The 20457-nt window shown below is 65.2% G+C and carries 18 protein-coding genes; 9 read left to right on the top strand and 9 right to left on the bottom strand.

The window, feature by feature from the left end:
* Positions 1-260: 260 nt before the first annotated feature.
* The 3 genes from K7G82_RS05140 to K7G82_RS05130 all read left to right on the top strand — a co-directional run bounded on the left by K7G82_RS05140 (position 261) and on the right by K7G82_RS05130 (position 4809).
* On the top strand, positions 261-2579 hold the full coding sequence (locus K7G82_RS05140) for a TonB-dependent receptor (protein ID WP_222988763.1): 2319 nt from the start codon (positions 261-263) through the stop codon (positions 2577-2579).
* Positions 2580-2602: 23 nt separating this feature from the next.
* Positions 2603-4039, top strand: coding sequence for an NAD-dependent succinate-semialdehyde dehydrogenase (locus K7G82_RS05135; protein ID WP_222988762.1), 1437 nt, complete (start codon positions 2603-2605; stop codon positions 4037-4039).
* 65 nt (positions 4040-4104) lie between these two features.
* The gene (locus tag K7G82_RS05130) at positions 4105-4809 is read left to right on the top strand and encodes a glutathione S-transferase N-terminal domain-containing protein (protein WP_222988761.1); all 705 of its coding nucleotides are present in this window, start codon (positions 4105-4107) and stop codon (positions 4807-4809) included.
* A gap of 140 nt (positions 4810-4949) precedes the next feature.
* On the opposite strand, the gene rutA is transcribed toward K7G82_RS05130, so the two are convergent.
* The 7 genes from rutA to K7G82_RS05095 form a co-directional block, all read right to left on the bottom strand.
* Positions 4950-6017, bottom strand: a complete 1068-nt coding sequence (rutA, locus tag K7G82_RS05125; protein ID WP_222988760.1) for a pyrimidine utilization protein A — start codon at positions 6015-6017, stop codon at positions 4950-4952.
* A gap of 19 nt (positions 6018-6036) precedes the next feature.
* Entirely contained in the window at positions 6037-6861 is an 825-nt protein-coding gene (rutD, locus tag K7G82_RS05120; RefSeq protein WP_222988759.1) for a pyrimidine utilization protein D, read from the bottom strand.
* A complete protein-coding gene (rutC, locus tag K7G82_RS05115) occupies positions 6858-7244 on the bottom strand; it encodes a pyrimidine utilization protein C (RefSeq protein ID WP_222988758.1) in 387 nt (128 codons plus the stop codon). Before rutC ends, rutD begins: the two co-directional genes overlap by 4 nt.
* Positions 7245-7247: 3 nt before the next feature.
* Complete coding sequence (gene rutB, locus K7G82_RS05110) at positions 7248-7982, bottom strand: pyrimidine utilization protein B (RefSeq protein ID WP_343228530.1); 735 nt, start codon at positions 7980-7982, stop codon at positions 7248-7250.
* Between the two features lie 51 nt (positions 7983-8033).
* Positions 8034-8870, bottom strand: coding sequence for a deoxyribose-phosphate aldolase (gene deoC, locus K7G82_RS05105; RefSeq protein WP_222988757.1), 837 nt, complete (start codon positions 8868-8870; stop codon positions 8034-8036).
* The gene (locus K7G82_RS05100) at positions 8867-10102 is read right to left on the bottom strand and encodes a NupC/NupG family nucleoside CNT transporter (protein ID WP_222988756.1); all 1236 of its coding nucleotides are present in this window, start codon (positions 10100-10102) and stop codon (positions 8867-8869) included. Before K7G82_RS05100 ends, deoC begins: the two co-directional genes overlap by 4 nt.
* A gap of 383 nt (positions 10103-10485) precedes the next feature.
* Entirely contained in the window at positions 10486-12060 is a 1575-nt protein-coding gene (locus K7G82_RS05095; RefSeq protein WP_222988755.1) for an MFS transporter, read from the bottom strand.
* 60 nt (positions 12061-12120) lie between these two features.
* Here K7G82_RS05095 and K7G82_RS05090 point away from each other — a divergent pair, with 60 nt between their 5' ends.
* Positions 12121-12588 carry a low molecular weight protein-tyrosine-phosphatase gene (locus tag K7G82_RS05090; protein WP_222988754.1) on the top strand — a complete coding sequence of 156 codons (468 nt, stop codon included), beginning with the start codon at positions 12121-12123 and terminating at the stop codon, positions 12586-12588.
* 27 nt (positions 12589-12615) lie between these two features.
* Here the strand turns inward: K7G82_RS05090 and thpR are convergent, their stop codons facing one another.
* Positions 12616-13149, bottom strand: a complete 534-nt coding sequence (gene thpR, locus K7G82_RS05085) for an RNA 2',3'-cyclic phosphodiesterase (protein ID WP_222988753.1) — start codon at positions 13147-13149, stop codon at positions 12616-12618.
* Positions 13150-13269: 120 nt separating this feature from the next.
* On the opposite strand from thpR, the gene K7G82_RS05080 reads away from it, so the two are divergent.
* Entirely contained in the window at positions 13270-14013 is a 744-nt protein-coding gene (locus K7G82_RS05080) for a Bax inhibitor-1/YccA family protein (RefSeq protein ID WP_222988752.1), read from the top strand.
* Positions 14014-14088: 75 nt separating this feature from the next.
* Here K7G82_RS05080 and K7G82_RS05075 read toward each other — a convergent pair whose 3' ends face one another.
* Positions 14089-14706, bottom strand: a complete 618-nt coding sequence (locus K7G82_RS05075) for a glutathione S-transferase family protein (RefSeq protein WP_222988751.1) — start codon at positions 14704-14706, stop codon at positions 14089-14091.
* 322 nt (positions 14707-15028) lie between these two features.
* Between K7G82_RS05075 and K7G82_RS05070 the strand changes: the two genes are divergently transcribed.
* The 4 genes from K7G82_RS05070 to K7G82_RS05055 all read left to right on the top strand — a co-directional run bounded on the left by K7G82_RS05070 (position 15029) and on the right by K7G82_RS05055 (position 20404).
* A complete protein-coding gene (locus tag K7G82_RS05070; protein WP_222988750.1) occupies positions 15029-16900 on the top strand; it encodes a PhoX family protein in 1872 nt (623 codons plus the stop codon).
* 113 nt (positions 16901-17013) lie between these two features.
* Positions 17014-17481, top strand: coding sequence for a PH domain-containing protein (locus K7G82_RS05065; RefSeq protein ID WP_222988749.1), 468 nt, complete (start codon positions 17014-17016; stop codon positions 17479-17481).
* Positions 17478-18941 (top strand): PH domain-containing protein, encoded by a 1464-nt coding sequence (locus K7G82_RS05060; protein WP_222988748.1) that lies wholly within the window; start codon positions 17478-17480, stop codon positions 18939-18941. Before K7G82_RS05065 ends, K7G82_RS05060 begins: the two co-directional genes overlap by 4 nt.
* Positions 18938-20404, top strand: coding sequence for a phospholipase D-like domain-containing protein (locus tag K7G82_RS05055; protein ID WP_222988747.1), 1467 nt, complete (start codon positions 18938-18940; stop codon positions 20402-20404). The genes K7G82_RS05060 and K7G82_RS05055 overlap by 4 nt, the downstream gene beginning before the upstream one ends.
* The last annotated feature ends 53 nt before the right edge of the window (positions 20405-20457 follow it).

Raw genomic sequence — 20457 nt, 5'->3', positions numbered from 1 at the left:
GCGTCTCCCGGTTCGTTCCGCCCCGTCACCCCCCACATTGTCATTCCCGCGCATGCGGGAATCCAGTGTCGTAGGGCTCTATGATCGACATCTCCTGGATTCCCGCGTTCGCGGGAATGACAGGCAGGGTTAATCCAACTCCGCACGCAACCCACCCGAAACCCCGTCGCCCCGCCGCGCTCCATCCCAATTCATCTCTGTTGACTACCGTTGTAACAAAGCTATCTTACCTATGTTCTAAAAATAGGGAGGGGCGAATCATGAAAAGGGATATCGGCAGGACCGGCCGCACGACGCGGCACCGCGCCAGCCTGTCGCGGAGCGCGGCGCTTCCCATCCTGGCGCTGTCATTGGTCGCGGGCGCTTGCCCGGCAAATGCCCAGGCCGCCGACGACACGATCGAAAGCGGCATCGAGGAGATCGTGGTCACCGCGCGCAAGCGCGTCGAGAGCCTGCAGGATACGCCGATCTCGATCTCCGCCTTCACCGAGCAGGGGCTGGAGGCGCGGCAGGTCCAGCAGGTTTCGGGCATCGCGCAGCTGACCCCCAATCTGATCTTCGACACCACATCGCCGATCGCGGGCAGTTCGGCGGCCGCAACCATGTTCATCCGCGGCGTCGGTCAGGCCAATTCGGTGCCGACCGTCGATCTCGGCGTCGGTCTCTATATCGACGGCGTCTATGTGGCGCGTTCGGTCGGCGGGCTCGTCGACCTGCTCGATGTCGAGCGGATCGAGGTGTTGCGCGGGCCGCAGGGCACATTGTTCGGCCGCAACACGATCGGCGGCGCGATCAGCATCACCACCGCCAAGCCGGACGACCGGCTGCGTGGCGAGGCCTCGCTGCTCTACGGCACCGACAATCATGTCGTCTCGCGCGGCACCATCAACGTGCCGCTCGCTGCCAATCTGTTCGCCAAGGCCAGCGTCAGCTACGAAATGCAGGACGGCTATGTCCGCCGCCCCGATGGCCATCATACCGGCGACAAGAACCGGCTTTCGGGCCGGCTGGCGCTCCGCTGGCAGCCCGCGGACGCGGTGACGGTCGATCTGGCATTCGACGGCACGCGTGAGCGCACCAACGGCGCCGCCTATGTGTTGACCGACGCGGTGCCCGGCGCCGCTTTCCCGAGCTTCTCCAATCTCGTGCTGAATGCCGGCACCTGCGCGGTGGGGGCGGATCCACTCAACAATCCGCCCGCGCTTGCCGCCTGCTTCGGACCGCACTGGATCTCGCCGGGGCGCAACCGCGATTACAGCGACCTGCCGGCCTATTCCAATCTCGACCTTTGGGGCGTTTCAGGCGTCGTGACGATCGATCTCGGCGGCGTCGAACTCAAGTCGATCACCGCCTATCGCGATCTCAAGTCGCGCTTCAGCCTCGACCAGGATCACTCGCCCGTCGACGTCGCGAGCGTCGTCACCAGCTACATCCAGTGGCAGTTCAGCCAGGAGATCCAGCTGCTCGGCAAGTTATTCGACGACCGGCTCGACTGGGTCGTCGGCGGCTATTATTTCAAGGAAAAGGCGAACGATCAGCAGCGCGTGACCTTCCCGGTCGCCGATTTCAATTCCGGCGGCGACAATGACAATGACAGCCTCGCCGCCTTCGCGCAGGGCACATACGCGATCGTGCCCGCGCTCGATCTCACCCTGGGCATCCGCTACACGCGCGATACCAAGCGTTTCCTGCCGCGTCAGCCGATCCTGTCCACCGTGTTGCCGTTCCCGCCGGGAACGCTGATCCTGCCCAATGTGGAGGCGACGCGGCGGTTCGAGAAATGGACGCCGATGGCAAACCTTTCCTATCGCTTCAGCCCCGAACTGCTCGCTTATGTGACCTATTCGGAGGGCTTCAAGTCGGGCGGCTTCACCCAGAGCGTGTTTCCGCCGATCTTTCCCGCGCCCGGTCAGAATCCGGCCGATGTGATCCCTTCGTTCGAGCCGGAGACGGTGAAGGTGATCGAAGGCGGCTTCAAATCCGATCTGTTCGATCGCCGGCTGCGCCTGAACGGGGCGCTGTTCCGCACATCCTACCAGAATGTGCAGATCACCGTTCAGAATGTCAGCGTCGCGCCGATCATCCTGAATGCCGCAGAAGCCCGGATCTGGGGCGCTGAGCTCGAGGCGGTCGCGGTGCCCGTCGATGGCCTGACGTTCGAAGGCGGGCTCGGCTGGCTCGACGCCAAATATCTGGAAACCGCGCCGGGCGCACAGGTGACGGTGACCGACAAGCTGATCAAGGCGCCGAAATGGTCGCTGAGCGGCGCGATCGCCTATGAATTCCGGATGGGTGGCGACTGGGCGCTGACGCCGCGCTTCGACTATGCCTATCGCGGCGGCGTCCACAACAATGCGATCAATTCGCCCCAGGCCTATCAGCCCGGTTTCAGCCTGTTCGATGTCGGCATCGCGCTGGAGAACAAGGCGGCGGGCGTCACGATCATCGGCCGCGTCCAGAATATCGGCGACAAGCGCTATATCGACAGCGCCTTTTCCGATGACGCCAATCTCGGGCTCACCGAACTGGTGCTCAATCGCGGGCGGCAATTCTCGCTGAGCATCCGCAAGCGCTTCTGACGGCAGGGGGCGAGGAGAGTCCGATGGGGCGGGAATTGCTGAAGCCCCTGGGCTTCATCGATGGCCGATGGGTGCCCGCCGATGATGGCGGGACGATCGCGGTCGACGATCCGGCGACCGGCGAAACGATCGCGCGGGTGCCATGGATGGGGGCGGGGGAAACGCACCGCGCGATCGACGCCGCGCACCGGGCCGGCCCGGATTGGGCGGCGCGGACGGCGGGCGAGCGCGCCCGCATCCTGCGCCGCTGGCACGATCTGATGCTGGAGGAGCAGGAGGCGCTCGCGACGCTCCTGACGCGCGAGCAGGGCAAGCCGCTGCGCGAGGCGCGGGCGGAGATTCTTCACGCGACGGCCTTCCTCGAATGGTTCGCCGAGGAGGCCAGGCGCGCCCATGGCGAGGTGATCCCGGCGCACGCCGCTGACCGGCGATTGCTGGTGCTCAGGCAGCCGATCGGCGTGGTCGGGGCGATCACGCCATGGAATTTCCCCTCCGCCATGGTCACGCGCAAGGTGGCGCCCGCACTGGCGGCGGGCTGCACGATCATACTCAAACCCGCCGAACAGACGCCATTGTCCGCGCTGGCGCTCGCCACGCTTGGCGAGGAGGCGGGGGTGCCGCCGGGCGTGTTCAACATCGTGACCGGCGATGCGCCGGCGATCGGCAGCGTGCTCACAACCAGCCCCGTGGTGCGCAAGCTCAGCTTTACCGGCTCGACCGCGACCGGACGGCTGCTGATGCGCCAATCCGCCGAGACGGTGAAGAAGCTCTCGCTCGAACTGGGCGGCAACGCGCCGTTCCTGGTCTTCGACGATGCCGATCTCGACGCGGCGGTGGAGGGTGCGATGTTGTCCAAATTCCGCAATGCCGGGCAGACTTGCGTCTGCACCAATCGCTTCCATGTCCAGTCGGGCATTCACGACGCGTTCGTCGATCGGTTCGCCGCGCGCATCCGCGGGTTGCGCCTGGGCCATGGTCTGGACCCGGCGAGCGATATCGGGCCGCTGATCGATGCATCGGCGGTCGCGAAGGTCGAAGCCCATGTGGCGGACGCGCTGGCGAAGGGCGCCGAACTGGTCGTGGGAGGGCGTCGTGGTGCGTTCGACGGTGGTTATGAGCCGACCCTGCTGACGCAGGTGCGCGCCGACATGCTGGTGAACCATGAGGAGACCTTCGGGCCGCTCGCCGCCGTTATTCGCTTCGAAACCGAGGATCAGGCGATCGCGCTCGCCAATGACAGCATCTTCGGCCTGGCCGGTTATCTCTACACATCCGATCTCGCGCGCGCCTGGCGCGTGGCGGAGGCGATCGAGACCGGCATGGTCGGCATCAACACCGGCCTGATCTCGACCGAGGTCGCGCCGTTCGGCGGGATCAAGCAGTCGGGCCTGGGGCGGGAAGGGGGGCGACAGGGGCTGGAGGAGTATCAGGAACTCAAATATCTCTGCATCGCGGCCTGATGCTTGGCGATGTGCCGGGTTAATCCTATCTCTCGGTCACCGTTCCCCGCCGGAGGCAATGCCCGATGTCAGACCTGTCGCAGTTCCCGATCACGACCCGCTGGCCGGCCAGCCATCCGGACCGGATCCAGCTCTATTCGCTCAACACGCCCAATGGCGTGAAGGTGTCGATCGCGCTTGAGGAACTCGAATTGCCTTATGAGCCGCATCTGGTCGATATCGGCGCCAACGAAAGCTGGACGCCCGAATTCCTGTCGCTCAACCCCAATGGCAAGATCCCCGCGATCATCGATCCGGACGGGCCGGGCGGCAAGCCGCTGGCGCTGTTCGAATCCGGCGCGATCCTGGTCTATCTGGCCGAGAAGACCGGCCGGCTGATCCCGGCCGATCCGGCCGGCCGCTACGAGACGATCCAATGGGTGTTTTTCCAGAACGCCGCGATCGGCCCCATCTTCGGCCAGGTCGGCTTCTTTCACAAATTCGCGGGCCGCGCGATCGGGGACAAACGCCCGCTTGAGAGATATGTGAATGAGTCCAAGCGGTTGCTTGGTGTGCTTGAAGATCGTCTCAAGGATCGTCCCTGGATCATGGGCGATGAGTACACGATCGCGGACGTCACCACGCTGGGTTGGGTGCGCAACCTGATCGGTTTCTATGAAGCGGGCGAACTGGTCGATTACGCGGCGCTCAAGAATGTGCCTGCCTGGCTCGAACGCGGCCTCGCGCGCCCGGCGGTGCAGCGTGGCCTGGAGATCCCGAAAAAGGGGTGAGTGCCTCCCCACGTCATTCCGGCGAAAGCCGGAATCTCGTGCACCATGCCGAGGGAGATTCCGGCTTTCGCCGGAATGACGTGGACAAATTAAGGAGGTGACTCCGCGATCTCGCGTCAGATCAAAAAAATCCTTCCATTTCAACCGATATGCGCGCGACTCTTCATCAGTGGCTGAATGCGCGTGCCGAAATTCTCGACGCCCTCGATAAAGTCGTCGAAGGTGAGCAGCACGCCGCCCGTATTGGGAACCGCCGCCATCTCGTCGAGCATGCGCGCGACGCTGGCATAGGATCCGACAAGCGTTCCCATGTTGAGATTGACCGCCGATTCCCGGTCGGCGAGCTGGCGGACATTGGTGGTGGTCGATGTCTTGTCGGCTGCGCCCTGTTCGCCCAGCCAGGCGACCGCATCCTGGTCGACGCCCTCGCGATAGTGGATCCACTTCTCCATCGCGGCTTCGTCGGTTTCGTCGGCGATGATCATGATCAGCACGAAGGTCTTGACGTCGCGCCCCGTCTTCGCGGTCGCGGCGGCCAGCCGGTCATTGTTGAAGGCGAAAGCGGTGGGGGTGTTGACGCCCTTGCCCAGGCAAAAGGCATAGTCCGCCCATTGCGCGGAAAAGGCGAGGCCGTCGTCCGATGAGCCGGCGCAGATGATCTTCATGTCGCCCGTCGGCAACGGCCGGACGAGGCAGTCCTCCATCTGGTAATAATCGCCCTTGAAGTCGCTTCGCCCGGTTTTCCAAAGCTCGCGCAGGATTCGAGCATATTCGGACAACATAGTGTATCGATTGCGAAAATGTTCGTCCCCCGGCCACAGGCCCATCTGGCTATATTCGGGGCGTTGCCAGCCGGTGATGAGGTTCAGGCCGAAGCGGCCATTGCTGATCGAATCGATCGTGTTGCACATCCGCGCGGCGAAGGCGGGCGGGATGATCAGGGTCGGGCAGGTCGCATAGATCTTGATCTTCTCGGTGACGGCGGCGAGCCCCGCCATCAGCGTGAAGCTTTCCAGCCCATATTCCCAGAATTCGGTCTTGCCGCCGAAACCGCGCAGCTTGATCATCGACAGCAGGAAATCGAGCCCGTGCTTCTCCGCGCTGAGCGCGATCCGTTTGTTGAGATCGAAGCTCGGCATATATTGTGGCGAGTTTTCAGAGATCAGCCAGCCATTGTTGTTGATCGGTACGAAGACGCCGATTTCCATTTTGATAATCCCCCGAGTTTCAGGCTGCCGGTATCGGTCCGATCTGATTGAGGAAGCCTGACACGACATCGTTAAAAGCATCCGGTTCGGTGACGTTGCAGGCATGGCCGCCGCGCGCCATCGCGGCGAAGGCCGCGCCACGCACGCCGGCGGCCAGCCGGGAGCCGGCGGGAAAGGGCACAAGCATGTCGTCCTCCGCCGAAATCACCAGCAACGGCACCTGGATATCGCCCAGCCGATCCGTGATATCGAAGGCGCCGAGCGCGGCGATGCGGCGCTCCACAGTCTCGCACCCTGGAAAGCTCGCGATATGGTGCGCAGCCTCTTCGTCGAGCCGGGCGAGATGCGGGCTGATCCAGGGGGCGGGATAGAGGAATAATGGCTGTGCACGGACATAGGCACCGATGCCGCTGTCGCGGAGCAGCGCCAGCCGGGTTTCGAAGCAGCGCAGGAAATGCGGGTCGGGGCTCGCCCAACCATTGACGACGATCAGCCGGCCGATCCGCTCAGGCGCCTTCAGCGCCATCGCCAGCCCGGCGATCCCGCCAGCCGCATGGCCGATCACATCGGCGCGCGCGATGCCCAGCCCGTCGAGAACCGCCACCATATCGTCGGCCATAGCCTCCACCGAAGCATCGGGCAGCGCGCGGTCGCTCCGCGCCGTGCCGCGATGATCGTAGAGGATGACGCGCCGCGCCTTGGCGAGGCTTCCGATCTGTGGCGCCCAATAGGCGCCCGATCCGCCGAGCCCCGGTGAAAGCAGTAGCGGCGGCGCATCGGCCGGTCCGTGCTGTTCGACATGGAGGCCGGCGATCGTCAGCGCATCGCTCGCGCCGTCGGTCATTGGCCGATATGCGCCACGCTGGCGATCTCGACCAGGCAATCGGGCTTCACCAGCTCGCATTTGACGCAGTAGCGCGCCGGCTTGTCGCCCGGGAAATATTCGGCGTAGACCGTGTTGAAGGCGGCGTAATCGGCCAGGTCCTTCAGGAAGATATGGTTCATCGCGATATCCGCCATGGTCGCGCCGGCGGCTTCCAGGGTGGTCTTGATCGTTTCCAGCACATGGCGCGTCTGCGCTGCCGCGTCGCCGACATGAAGCACCGCGCCGCCTTCACCCAAAGCGAGCACGCCGGAGACATAGACGGTGTTGCCGGCCTTGGCTGCGGCCGAATAGGGCGCGATGGGCTTCGGGAATTGCGGTGGATTGATCGGTTCGAACGGCATGCTCTACTCCCTGACTGGCTGGCTTGGCGACTGGCCGAATGCGCCGCAGAAATCGGCGACGGTCGAGACCCAGCCGAAGAATTTCTCGACATTGTAGATGGTGGCCCGGTGCATCGCCTCCGGCCCCAGATGATGCGTCGCATCCTCCAGCATCACGCCGAAATATTCGAGGTGGAAGCCGTCGCGCAGCGTGCTTTCGACGCAGACATTGGATGCGATGCCGACAAACACGATGTTGCGGATGCCGCGCGCGCGCAGCGTGGAATCGAGCTGTGAATTGAAGAAGGCCGAATAGCGCGTCTTGTGCAGCGAGATGTCGCCCGGCCGGGGTTTCAGCGCATCGACCAGTTCATAATCCCAGCCGCCGCGCGCGAGCAGCGTGCCGGCGAGTTCGGGGCGGTCGCGCATCGTCTTCAGCGCGTTGGACTTGTGCCAGTTGGGCGAGCCCGGCCCTCCGGCCTCGGCATAGTCGGGATCCCAGCCATTCTGGAGGAAGATCACCTGCACGCCCGCGGCGCGCGCCGTATCCAGTACCGTGGCGATCTTGCCGATCACGCCGGCCGCCCCCGAAATGTCGAAGCCCGCCAGATCGACATAGCCGCCAGGGGAGGCATAGGCATTCTGCATGTCGATGACGACCACCGCGGTTTCGGCGGGGGAGAGGCGCAGCGCCTCGGGCCGCGCGGGCAGGGTGATCGCCGAGCCGTCTCCCTGTCGTGCCGTTTCGACGACCGTCACGCGTCACTCCCCGTTTGCCCGATCGAAGTCTCCGTCGCTGCGCGGGCCGCGTCAATCCCCGTGCCGGGCAAGGATATCGTCGAGCAGCCGCGATGCGCCGATGCGGAACAATGCCGGCGTGAGCCAGTCCTCGCCCAGCATCGCGTGGACCAATGTGATCCATTCCAGCGCCTGGGATGCGGTGGCGATCCCGCCCGCCGCCTTGAACCCGATCCGCTCGCCGGTTTCGCGATGCCAGTCCCGGATCGCGGACAGCATCGCCGCACCGGCGGGAAGGGTGGCGTTGACGGTTTCGAAGCCCGTCGATGTCTTGATGAAATCGGCGCCCGCCGCGATGCAGACATGGGCGGCCCGCGCGATCATCGTCGCGTCGGCCAGTTCGCCGGTCGCCAGGATCGCCTTCAGATGCGCCGGCCCGCAGGTCGCGCGGAACGCCGCGACCTCCTGGTGAAGCGCTTGCCAGTCGCCGGCCAGCGCATGGCCGCGCCGGATGACGATGTCGATCTCGGTGGCGCCGTCCGCCACCGCCGCCTCGATCTCGGCGATACGTGTCGCAAGCGGCGACAGGCCATGCGGAAAGCCCGCCGCGACCGAGGCAATGGCGATACGGCTGCCGGCCAGTGCTTCGACGGCGGTGGGCACCATCACGGGATGAACGCAAACCGCCGCGACGCCGGCTGAGATGGCGCGCTCGCAAAGCGCGCGGACGCGCGGTTCGGTATCGTCGCCGCGCAGCGTCGTCAGATCGATGCACGAAACCGCCAGGCGCAGATCGGCATCCGCATCCATGGCGGGCCGAATGGCCGCGACCGCCGCGTCGATCGCGCCGGGCGCGATCTCGATCGCGGCAACGGCGGCGGCGTCGAACGGCCCCGCCGTGCGTGTCACGGCGTGATCAGCATGCCCGCCAGCGCCGCGCTCATCAGGTTGGCGAGGCTGCCGGCGATCAGCGCCTTGATGCCGAGCCGCGCGATCACCGGGCGCTGATTGGGCGCGAGATTGCCCGTCACCGCCATCTGGATGGCGATCGAGCTGAAATTGGCGAAGCCGCACAGCGCAAATGTGACGATCGCGACGGTCAGCGGCGAAAGCTGCGACTGCGTCGCGCCGAGATGGATGAACGAGACGAATTCGTTGAGCACGATCTTCTCGCCGAACAGTCCGCCGGCGGCCAGCGCCTCGTGCCATGGCACGTTGAGCAGGAACATGACGGGGGCGAAGATATAGCCGAGCAGCATCTGGAAGCTCAGTTCGGGATGGCCGAACAACCCGCCCACCGCACCCAATATGCCGTTGGCGAGCGCGACCAGCGCGACGAAGGCGAGCACCATCGCGCCGACGGCGACCGCCAGCTTCACGCCGGTCTGCGCGCCCTGCGCGGCGGCCATGATGATGTTGGCGGGGCGTTCCTCGTCATGGATCGAATCGACGAAGTCGATCGGCTCGATATCGGCGTCGGCCGGATTGTCGGGCATGATGATCTTGGCCATCAGGATGCCGCCCGGCGCGGACATGAAGCTGGCGGCGAGCAGATAGTCGATCTTGATCCCCATCGCCGCATAGGCTGCCAGGATGGTGCCCGCGACGCCCGCCATGCCCGATGCCATCACGGTGAAGAGCTGCGCCGGTGTCAGGCTCGCCAGATAGGGCCGGATGACGAGCGGCGATTCGCTCTGGCCGACGAAGATGTTCGCCGCCGCGCACAGCGATTCGACCTTGGAGATGCCGATCACCTTGCGGATGCCGCCGCCGATCCATTTCACGACGAACTGCATGACGTTCAGATAATAGAGGATCGAGATCAGCGCCGCGAAGAAGATGATCACCGGCAGTGCCGCGATCGCGAAGCTGTTGCCGCCCACTTCGGGTGAGGCGAGCGGGCCGAAGATGAAATTGGTGCCTTCCTTCGAATAGCCGAGCAGGTGCGAGACGCCGTTCGACAGGCCGGAGATCAGCGCGCGGCCGGCGGGTACATAGAGCACGAGCACCGCGATCGTCGCCTGCAGCGCGAACGCCGCGCCGACGACGCGCAGGCGGATATGGCGGCGGTTCGAGGACAGGGCGACGGCGATGGCGAGGATGACGGCAATGCCGGCAAGGCCGATCAGGAATCTGGTCATGCGGTGAAATTGTCCCCCAAGGCGGGCATGTCGCCCTGCATCTTGCCCCTGTTCTTTGCCGATATGCGAAGAAAGGCAAGCGCTTCGACCGTGCGGGCCGGGGCCGCAGCCTGCGTCCCAAAGCGGTACGCCGCGCGATTAACCTTATTTAGCGCTTTTCAAAGGTAAACGCTTTGTTAACTTTTGGCGCATGGAACCCGCGATCGCCTTCGCCAATGATGCCGCCGGCCACTCGATCCGCCGCGGTTTCCCGCCTCCGGCACTCATCCCGCCATCGCGCCTCGGGAGCGATATTCGGCTGTTCCTGATGACCTATGTCGCAGGATTCGTCCTGATCTACGGGCTGATCGCATAGGCAGCGATCCAAGGCGGCGAGGGCCTCCTCAGATCGCCTCGCCCGCCGCGCGCGCACGCTCGGTCCGGCTGGCTTCGGCGGCGGGCAGCAGGCGGTAGGCCGCGATCGCGGCGCCCAGCCCGACCGGAACGGTGGCGATCAGCGAAAGCATGCCGGTCGCGAGGTTGCCGGTCAGCGTCGAGACATAGCCCGCCAGATAGGGGCCGAGTCCCAGACCCAGCAAGGTCGTGCCGATGAAGAAGGTCGCAGTCGCGGTGCCGCGCATGCGCGGCAGCACCAGATCCTGCGTTGTCGCCGCCGCGGCGCCCAGCGCGGCGCTGGCCAGCGCCTGGGTGGGCAGCACGATCGCGTAGAAGATCGGCAGGCTCTCCGCAGTGAAGCCCAGGATCATCAACGGCACGGGCGCGACCGCGCTGAAGATCACCACGGCCAGTCGTCCGGCCGGATTGGTGCGGCGCAGCCGGTCGGCGATGCGGCCGCCAAGGACGACGCCTAGGAAACCGCCGAGCGCGCCCGAGCCGCCGATCAGGAAGCCGGCTTCATCGGCGGGCGCGCCGAGCACGCGCATCGCATAGGGGGCGGCCCAGAAGCTCATCGCATAGGCGATGAAGGCATTGAGGCCATAGGCGACAACGGTGAGTATGAACGCGGGCGTGCCGACGATCAGGCGATAGGTCGGCAGATCGCGGGCACGCAGCGCCGTCGCCCAGCTGAACACGGCATAGACGCCGAGCCCGATCGCCGCCCATTGCTGCCAGCTGGTGGTCAGCACCGCCAGTCGCCAGGCGATCGTGCCGATCAGGATCGCGGCGACCAGATTGACGGCAAAGGCCCTGGCGCCGCGCGATGCTGCATAAACCAGTGTCAGCGGTGGCACGATCGTCGTCAATTCGGTCAGGAAATCGCGAAAAGGGCGTTCGGCGGGCGGCGTCACCGTGCCTTCGATCAGGCCGCGCACCGGCTCGCGCAGCGTCGAGACCCAGAGCGCGACGAGCAGGCCGGGCAGTCCCACCGCCAGGAACGCCGCCTGCCAGCCGACCAGCCCCATCGGCCCGCCATCGGGATAAGCGAGATTCCAGTTCTTGACGATCAGCCCGCCGATGAACAGCGACAGGCCGCCGCCCAGATACAGGCCGGCCGAATAGATGGCGAGCGCGGTCGCGCGCTTCTCGCGCGGGAAGGAATCGGAGATCAGCGAATAGGCGGAAGGGCTCGCCGTGGCCTCGCCGATGCCCACGCCGATCCGCGCGGCGGCGAGTTGCAGGCCGTTGCGCGCGAAACCCGAAAGCGCGGTCATCGTGGACCACAGGGCGAGACCGGCGGTCATCAGCCGGACGCGATGCCATTTGTCCGCCAGCCGCCCGAGCGGAATGCCGAACAGCGAATAGAAGACGCCGAACGCCGTGCCGTAGAGGAAGCCGAGATCGGCATCGGTGAGATCGAGGTCGCGCTTGATGTCCTCGGCCAGGATGCTCAGGATCTGGCGATCGATGAAGTTGAGCATGTAGACGAGCACGAGCACGCTGAGCATGTACCAGGCATAACGCTCGCTCGGCGGCGCGGGCTGGCCGGTCTGCGCGTCCTGGATCCCCGTCACGGCCATCCCCCCGATTGTTCTTGTCTTTGCGAATGGCTAGCAGAGCCGAATTGAAAGGGAAATCATTTGACCGTTCGCGTGCTGTTCGTCTGTCTCGGCAATATCTGTCGATCTCCCCTGGCCGAAGCTGCCTTCCGCCTTGAAGCGGCGCGGATCGGGCTCGATGCCGAGGCGGATTCCGCCGGCACGGGCGATTGGCACGTCGGCAATCCGCCCGATCGGCGGGCCCAGGCGGCGGCACGGCGGGGAGGGGCCGATATATCGGGCCTGCGGGCACGCCAGGTCGCCCCGTCCGATTTCGACCGCTTCGATCATGTGATCGCGCTCGACGGGCAGAATTTGCGCGATCTGGAGCGGCTGCGGCCGGACGGAGCCCGCGCGGCGCTCAGCCTGTTGCTCGATCATGCGCCCGGTCGTGCGGGGCAGGCTGTGGCCGATCCCTATTATGGCGACGATGCGGGGTTCGATGTGACCTGGGCGGATGTGATGGCGGGTGCGCAGGGCCTGGCGGAGAGGATCGCGCGGACCGGGTAGTTTCAGCCCGGCGCGCGGGGCGCCGCTTCACCCCAGCGCGTACCGTTCGATCAGCTCGTAGCGCGCGCCTTCGCTGCCCAATGTCGATTCGTACAACCCGAAATGCGCGACCGCGAAGGGCTGGCTTGAAGTTCCGCCATGTGCGGACACGAAGCCCGAGAGGTCGCCGGCACCGCGCGTGAAACGCGCTAGCGTGATGTGCGGCTGGAAAGCGCGGCCCTCAGGGGGGAGGCCGGCGCGCACCACCGCCTGGTCCACTTTCCGGTGAAGCGCCTCTACATCGTCGTGCGGGCGAACGCCCGCCCAGAGCGTATCGATCCGCCCCTTGCGATCGAAGGTGCCGATTTCCGACAGGGACAGTTCGAACGGTGGATGGCGCACGCTGCCGAGCGCGGCGGCGACATCGGCGGCGACATGACGGTCGACCTCCCCGATGAAGCGCAACGTCAGATGCAACTGGTCATCGTCCTGCCAGCGCGCGCCGGGAACACCACCCATGCTGCCGAGCAGCAATGCCCGGATCGTTGCGGGGGGACGGATGGCGACGAACAGTCTGTGCACGGCAATTGTTTCCAAATGTTGCTGGATTGGCTGGACTGTCCGGTTTTCCTTGAATCGCACCCCGATTGCCACGATATTCGGACCATCCGGCAAATTGCCGGTCAAAGGAGATGTATTTCAATGGCTGACTGGTCTGATCCCCGGGCGACCGCCGCGCCTTTCCCTGCACAGGCGGGTGCGCGCGATGCCGCATATGATGCGGGTCTGCGGTCGTACATGCTTTCCGTTTACAACTATATGGCGTCGGGCGTCCTGCTGACGGGTATCGTCGCGCTGCTCTTCTCGCGCGGCGGCATCGAATCCCCGGCTGCGACGATCATCATGTCCGGCGGCCTGCTGGCATGGATCATCATGCTGGCGCCGCTCGGCTTCGTGATGGTGCTGAGCTTCGGCATCAATCGCCTCTCGACCGGCGCCGCGCAGGCGCTGTTCTGGGCGTTCGCGGTGGTGATGGGCCTTTCGATGTCCACCATCTTCCTGCGCTTCACGGGTGAATCGATCGCGACGACCTTCTTCGCGACCACCGCCGCCTTCGCCGGTCTCAGCCTGTTCGGCTACACGACCAAGAAGGATCTGAGCGGCTTCGGCACCTTCCTGATCATGGGTGTCGTCGGCATCCTGGTCGCTTCGCTGATCAACCTGTTCCTCAAGTCCAGCGTGATGTCGCTGGTGATCAGCATCGTCGGCGTGCTGCTGTTCGCGGGCCTGACCGCTTACGATACGCAGCGCATCAAGAGCATGTATGCCTATGTCGCGGGCACGGACATGATGGGCAAGACCGTGATCATGGGCGCGCTGTCGCTCTATCTGGACTTCGTCAACATGTTCACGTTCCTGCTCAACCTGCTCGGCAGTCGCGATTGATCGCGGCGGCCACAGGCCAAGGAGAAGGGCCCGGCGGAGCGATCCGCCGGGCCCTTTCTTTTTCGTTCGCGATGGTCAGGCCGGTTTGGGCATCAGCGCGTCATCCTTCTCGTTTCCGCGCCGATAGGCGGGGCGGGCGAACAGTCTTCCCACATAGGCCTCGAAGGCCGGGCGCCTGGGCAACGTGCCGAACTGAAGGCCCCAGCCGAGCGCCGATCCGACATAGACGTCGGCGGCGGTGAAGGCGTCTCCGCTGATATATTCGCGATCCGACACGGCCTGTTCGATCACATCGACCATCCGGTCGAAGCTGCCATAACCGACCATGCGGCCCTGTTCCGCGGTCGGCGTCATGCCCATCGCCTTGTTGGTCACCGCCTGTTCGACCGGGCCGGCGGCGTAGAACAGCCAGCGATAATAATCGGCGCGGTCGTCGGTCGGCGGCGCCAGCCCAGCCTCGGGAAAGGCATCCGCCAGATAGGCGCAGATCGCCGCGCATTCGGTGACGATCCTCTCGCCATGCCGGATCGCCGGCACCTTGCCCATCGGATTGATCGACAGATAGGGTTGCTGCTTCATCGTGCTGGCATAGTCGAGCACCTGCGTCTCGTACGGCGCGCCGGTTTCCTCCAGCATCCACCGCACGATCCGCCCGCGCGACATCGGATTGGTATAGAAAGTCAGGTCGGTCACATCGCTCTCCCTTGCGGCCAGGCCGGATTTCGAACTTATACTAGGATGCGATGAGCCTGACTCATCGCATCCTGGTCAAGCCCGCACGGCGCTTGAGCGTTCCAAGGTGCGGATGCGTCTGCATCCCTGCACCTTGATATTAGCGAAGGAGAGGTCGCCGGGCGATATCAGGTTCGCCGGGCCGTAGATGTTTCCGGATTGTCACGCGATTGTCGCTCGTTCGTCATGGACGATACGCCGCGCCGTCATTGCCCGCCGCTAACGACGCCGCAGCGCCCCAGCGCTTTCGATTCATAGCCTTTACATTAGGGGGACATCCTAAATGTCGCATCTCACGGACGAAGCGCGCGCGCCTTATCGCGACGCTGACGGCACGATCACCGTTCCCGGCCAGTCGCTCGAAGAACTGGTTGCCGCCAATCCCGGCCGCCGCTCGATCCTCAAGAGCTTCGGCCTGATCTCCGCGCTCGGCCTCGCCGGTGGCCTCGCCGCCTGCTCGGACGACGATACGCCGACGCCGACGCCCACACCGACTCCCACGCCGACCCCGACGCCCACGCCGACCCCGGTCAGCTATGCGGTCGATTTCACCGCGGTCGCTGCCAATCAGGACGACAAGGTCACCGTTCCGGCGGGCTATGTCGCTGAAGTCCTGTTCTCGGCGGGCGATGCCGTCGTCGCCGGTGCGACCGCCTGGTCGCCGGGCGCCTTCCTCGCCTCGGCCGATGCCGAGAAGGTCGCGGGCGGCAATCACGACGGCATGCATCTGTTCGAGCATCCGACGCTCGGCGCCAATCAGGGCGGCCTGCTCGCGATCAACCACGAACTGCCCGACTATAACATCCTGTTCGCCAGCAAATCGTACAACGCATCGACCGCGACGGCCGAACAGAAGAAGATCGCGCTTTCGGCGGTAGGCGTTTCGGTGATCGAGGTCACGAAGGCCAGCGACGGTAAATGGTCGGTCAACAAGAACTCGACCTACAACAAGCGCTATACCGGCAACAGCATCTACCGCGTCGGCGGCCCCGCCGCGGGCATCGTCGGCACCAGCGTCGTCGGCACGCTCAACAACTGCGCGAGCGGCGCCACGCCCTGGGGCACCTATCTCACCTGCGAAGAAACGACGGACAACTATCTCGATCCGACCCGTCCGGCCGTCGGCTATGGCTGGGTGGTCGAGATCGATCCGCGGGGCGAGCTGGCCGAACCGACCAAGCGCACCGCGATGGGCCGTTTCGATCACGAGAATGTCGCCTATCTGACCGATACGGGCAACCGCGTTGCCTTCTACATGGGTGACGACGGCACGCCCGGCTGCATCTACAAGTTCATCCCGAGCCGCGCCTATTCGCCGAGCAACCGGGCGGCGAACACCGATCTGCTCGACAGCGGCACGCTCTATGTCGCACGCTTCAAGGCGGACGGCACCGGCGACTGGGTCGAACTGACCCAGGGCAAGAACGGGCTGGTCGTCGGCGCGGTCGATCCGGGCAACGTTTCGCAGGGGCCGCAGACCCCGGCGACCGTGAACTTCGCCACCCAGGCGGACGTGCTGATCAACACCAAGGTCGCCGCGCGCGTCGCCGGCGGCACGGTCATGGATCGTCCGGAGTGGATCACGGTCGCGCCCGACAAGTCGGTCTTCTGCACGCTCACCAACAATTCGGGGCGCCGCGTCGTCGATGCCGCGAACCCGCGCGTCACCAACCTCCACGGCCATATCGTCAAGTGGAAGGAAAACGGGGATTCGCCGTTGGCGACCAGTTTCACCTGGAGCATCTTCCTGATGGCGGGCGATCCGTCGCTGGCGAGCGGCGGCGACAATCTGGTCGGCAATATCGTCGGCGACACCTTCTCCAGCCCGGACGGCATCCGTGTCGATCCGCAGGGCCGGCTGTGGGTGCAGACCGATCACTCGGTTCCCGGCAATTCGGGCGTCGCCGGCAAGACCATCGACGGCACTTTCGGCTATAATGCGATGTTCTATATCGATCAGACGAGCAAGCGTTCGCGCCGCTTCCTGGTCGGGCCTGCGGGCAACGAGATCACCGGCATCGCCTATTCGCCCGATCTCACGACCTTCTTCATCAACGTGCAGCATCCGACGGGCAACTGGCCGGAATCGGGCAAGGAGCCGCGCTCCTCGACCGTCGTCATCCGCCGCACCGATGGAAAGCCGGTCGGCGCCTGACGCCACATTGCGATGGCATAGGGGGCGGGGGCGGCGCGTATCGGCCGCCCCCGTATTCCCGTCGCGGCGATTTGCGTAGATATCCCGGTGGAACGCATGACCGGGAGTGACTCGTGACAGCTTTGGATTCGGGCCAGCTCTGGGTGATGCGCATCCATGGCGCCATCGCCGCGATCATTCTGATCGTACTGGCCCTTGCCGCCGAACTCGTCGTGGCGACGGTGGCGGACGGCCTGCCTCCACCCGGCCTGATCGCGGGCCTTGTCGTGCTTGCCCTCATCTATCCCTGCCTGATCGCCCCCGGCCGCCGCTATCGTGCCTGGGGTTATCGTGTGGAGGCCGATGAGCTTCATCTCGCGCATGGCGTGCTGACCACCGTCTTGACCGTCGTGCCATTCGTCCGCGTCCAGCATATCGATGTGGCGCAGGGGCCGATCGAGCGTGTCTTCGGCGTCAGCCGGCTGATGCTGCATACGGCCGGAACGGCGCACAGCCTGGTGGTGCTTCCCGGGCTGGACAGCGAAACCGCGGAACGGCTGCGCGACGATATCCGCACCCGCATTCGCGCGGACGCGGCGTGACCGAGCCCGTCGTCGCCGACCGGCGGCTGCATCCCGGCACGATGCTGTTGCGCCTGCTCAAGGCGCTGCCGCAGACATTGCTCGTCTTTCCCGCGATCCTGACGATGGCGTCGGACATCGGCTGGCGGTATTTCCTGCCGATCGCGGCCGGGAGCCTTGCCCTGTCTGGCCTGGTGCGATGGGTCGCCTGGCGCTGCTTCCGCTATGGCGTGGGATCGGGCGAACTCGTCATCGAACAGGGGCTGATCCAGCGCAGCCGTCGCACCATTCCTTTCGACCGGATCCAGGACGTGGATTTCGAGCAGGGGCCGCTGCATCGCATCTTCGGTCTGGTCCGGCTGCGTTTCGAGACCGGCGGTCAGGGCGCCGACGAAGGCGTGCTCGACAGCGTGATGGTGGCCGAAGCCGAGCGGATCCGCGCGGCGGTGCGCGGTGCGCCACGCGCCATCGCCTCCGACGAAACGGCCCCCGCCGCAGCGCCGCTCTTCATCATGCCGCTCGGTCGCGTGATCCTTTCAGGACTGTTCAATTTCTCGCTGTTGTGGATCGCCGGTATCTTCGCCGTCCTGCAAAGCGCCTCCGACTGGTTGCCCTTCGACGTGCGCGACATCGGCGCATGGATCGGGCTGGCGGAGCGCAATCTGGCGGGACGGGTGACTCCTGGCGCGATCGCCGGGGTGTTGTTGCTCGCGATCATGCTGGGGCTGGCAAGCGGTGTCGTGAAGACGCTGATGCGCGATTTCGGCTTTCGGCTGACGCGCGAGCGGACCGGTTTCCGCTGCGAACGCGGCCTGCTGACCCGCCGCGACATGCTGATCCCGCGAACGCGCATCCAGCTTGGACAGCTTCTGTCCGGGCCGGTCCGTCGCGCCGCCGGTTTCCAGACGCTGGCATTCCAGACATTGGGCATGGGCGAGGGGGAGGACGGTGGCGGATCGCAGGACGCGGCGCCCTTTGCGCGTAGCGACGAGATCGCCGCGATCCTTGCCGAAACGGGCCGGCTGCGGCTGCCCGGCGATGCCCGGCTCATCCGCGTGTCCCGGCGCCATGTGTGGAAGGCGCTATTGCCCGCCGCCGTCATCCTGTCGGTTTTTGTCGTGGTCGCGACCATGTTCGATCCCAGGCTGATCCTGACCGGGCTTGCGGTTCCGGCGCTTCTTGCCTTCATGCTCGCGGAGCGGCGGAGCCACCGTTATGTGCTCGATCGGGACCTGCTGTTCATTCAGGCGGGATTTTGGCGCCGCGCGCTGTGGATCCTGCCGATCGCCAATATCCAGACGTTCGGGTTGCGGCGGAACTGGCTGCAGCGCCGGCTGGGTCTCTCGACGCTGATCTTCGATACGGCGGGGGCTGCGAGCGGTTGCGGTGCGGCGATCCGCGACCTGCGAAATGACCTTGCCGACGCCTTGCTTCATGACGTGACGGAACGAAACCGTAACGGACGGGTTTCACGCGCATGAGTGGTGGGGATCCGAAGCAGTCGGTCATCGAACCCGGCAGAAATTGCTGGCAGGTCGCACGTGCGGATCGTGCGGCGGTCATCGTCGATGCCTGCGATTATTTTCATGTCGCGCGCCAGGCGATGGAGAAGGCCCGGCATCGTATCCTGCTGATCGGCTGGGATTTCGACGCGCGCATCGAACTCGAACGCGAAAAGGGCAAGCAGGGCCAGACGCTCGGCGCCTTGCTTCTCGATATCGCGCGCCGGCGTCCGGAGATCGCGATCGACATCCTCAAATGGGATGTCGGCGCGCTCAAGCAGCTTGGTCGTGGCGCGTCGCTGCTGATGCTGGGGCGCTGGGCGATGACGCGCCAGATCACCTTCAAGTTCGACAGTGCGCATCCCACGGGATGCAGCCATCATCAGAAGATTGTCGTCATCGACGACAGCTTCGCGGTCTGCGGCGGTATCGACATGACCGGCGATCGTTGGGACACCAGCGCGCATCGCGACGACGATCCCTGCCGCCGCAGGCCGGCGGGCCAGCCCTATGGGCCCTGGCACGATGTGACGATGGTGGTCGATGGCGCGGCGGCCAAGGCGCTTGCCGAACTCGGACATGATCGCTGGCAGGTTGCGACCGGCGAGGATCTGCCGCCGATCCCGCAGGATAATGACCCTTGGCCCGATGATCTCGAACCGCAGTTTCGCGATGTCGACATCGCCATCGCACGGACGCGCGCCGAATATCGACAAGTCGCCGAAGTCCGCGAGATCGAGGCGCTCTGGCTCGATCTGATCGCCGATGCGAAGCGCTTCCTCTATATAGAAAACCAGTATTTCACCTCCGGAAAGCTGGCGGCCGCGATCGCGCGGCGCATGCAGGAGCCGCATCCCCCAGAGATCGTGATGGTCAATCCGGTCAGCGCGGATGGCTGGCTGGAGCAGAAGGCGATGGACGGCGCGCGCGTTAAGCTGGTGCGCGCGATCGAGGCGATCGACAGCAGCAGGCGCTTCCGCATCTATACGCCAAAGACGGTGCGGGGCGACGACATCTATGTCCATGCAAAGGTGATGATCGTCGATGATCGCGTGTTGCGCATCGGATCGTCCAACATGAACAACCGCTCGCTCGGGCTCGACAGCGAATGCGATCTCGCGCTCGATTGCCGCCTGCCGGGGAATGGCGACTGCACGGCCGCGATCGCGGCGATGCGCACCCGGCTGCTGGCGGAACATCTCGGCGTCACCGAGGACGCGGTGGCCGAAAAGCTCGCGGAAACCGGTTCGCTGATCGAGACGATCGAGGCGCTGCGCGGGCATCGCAAGACGCTGGCACCGCTGATCCTGGAAGAACCCGACGCGGTCGAGGATTTCATCGCCGAGAACGAACTGCTCGATCCCGAACGACCCGAGGAGATGTTCGAGGCGCCGGCGAAACGCGGCCTGTTCCGGCGATGGCGACGCCGGACATTGCGCTGACTCCTCCGCCGTCCAGCGAGGGGCGGCGGGAACCATGGATCTTGCGGCTCCCA

This window comes from Sphingomonas colocasiae (assembly GCF_019880585.1).
Lineage (GTDB): Bacteria > Pseudomonadota > Alphaproteobacteria > Sphingomonadales > Sphingomonadaceae > Sphingobium_A > Sphingobium_A colocasiae.
The sequence above is the reverse complement of the archived record's forward strand: the minus strand, read 5'-3'. Positions and strand labels throughout refer to the sequence as shown.